The following is a 1482-nucleotide window of genomic DNA, read 5'->3' on the forward strand; positions in this document are numbered from 1 at the left end:
GGAAGCGGGACCAGTAGGTGTCGATGTAGCGCTGGTCGTCGCCCCAGATGGTGCGGAGCATGGAGGGCCAGGGCTCGGTGAGGACGAGGTAGCCGCCGGAGCCGTTGGGGACTTCGTTGGCCTCGTCGTCGACGACGGTGGCGGCGATGCCGGGCAGGGCGCGCTGGGCGGAGCCGGGCTTGGTCTCGGTGACGCCGGGCAGGGGGCTGATCATCATGGCGCCGGTCTCGGTCTGCCACCAGGTGTCGACGATCGGGCAGGTGCCGGCGCCGATGTGCTCGCGGTACCAGATCCACGCCTCGGGGTTGATCGGCTCGCCGACGCTGCCCAGGACCCGCAGCGAGGACAGGTCGAACTTCGCGGGGATGTCGTCGCCCCACTTCATGAAGGTGCGGATGGCGGTCGGGGCGGTGTAGAGGATCGTGACGCCGTACTTCTGGACGATCTCCCAGAAGCGGCCCTGGTGGGGGGTGTCGGGGGTGCCCTCGTAGACGACCTGGGTGGCGCCGTTGGCCAGCGGGCCGTAGACGATGTAGGAGTGGCCGGTGACCCAGCCGATGTCGGCGGTGCACCAGTAGACGTCGGTCTCCGGCTTGAGGTCGAAGACGGCGTGGTGGGTGTAGCTGGCCTGGGTGAGGTAGCCGCCGGAGGTGTGCAGGATGCCCTTGGGCTTTCCGGTGGTGCCGGAGGTGTAGAGGATGAACAGCGGGTGTTCGGCCTCGTGGGCCTCGGGGGTGTGCTCGGTGGACTGGCGGGCGGTGATCTCGTGCCACCAGACGTCGCGGCCCTGGGTCCAGGCGGTGTCCTGGCCGGTGCGGCGGATGACCAGGACGTGTTCGACGCCGTCGGCCTTGGTGAGGGCCTCGTCGATGGCGGGCTTGAGGGCGGAGGGCTTGCCGCGGCGGTAGCCGCCGTCGGCGGTGATGACGAGTTTGGCCTGGGCGTCCTGGATGCGGGAGGCCACGGCGTCGGCGGAGAAGCCGCCGAAGACGACGGAGTGGGTGGCGCCGATGCGGGCGCAGGCGAGCATCGCGACGACGGCCTCGGCGATCATCGGCAGGTAGACGGCGACCCGGTCGCCCTTGCGGACGCCGAGTTCCAGCAGCGCGTTGGCGGCCTGGCAGACCTCGTCCTTGAGCTGGGCGTAGGTGATGGAGCGGCTGTCGCCGGGTTCGCCCTCGAAGTGGATGGCGACGCGGTCGCCGAGGCCGTTCTCGACGTGGCGGTCGACGCAGTTGTAGGCCACGTTGAGCTTGCCGTCGGCGAACCACTTGGCGAAGGGCGGGTTGGACCAGTCGAGGGTCTCGGTCGGCTCGACGGCCCAGCTGAGGCGGCGGGCCTGCTCGGCCCAGAAGCCCAGACGGTCCTCGGAGGCCTGGGCGTACGCGTCCGCGGTGACGTTGGCCGCTGCGGCCAGCTCTGCCGGCGGGGCGAAACGCCGCTCCTCCTTGAGCAGGTTGGCCAGGCTCTCGTTGCTCAACG

At 70.3% G+C, this 1482-nt stretch carries 1 protein-coding gene; it reads right to left on the minus strand.

The window, feature by feature from the left end:
- Positions 1-1480, minus strand: a 1480-nt coding sequence (gene acs, locus ACFVXG_RS46110; RefSeq protein ID WP_387936500.1) for an acetate--CoA ligase, incomplete at its 3' end; no start/stop codon positions are given.
- Positions 1481-1482 lie beyond the last annotated feature (2 nt).

Origin of the sequence: Kitasatospora sp. NPDC058162, assembly GCF_042884005.1 — a bacterium.
GTDB lineage: Bacteria > Actinomycetota > Actinomycetes > Streptomycetales > Streptomycetaceae > Kitasatospora.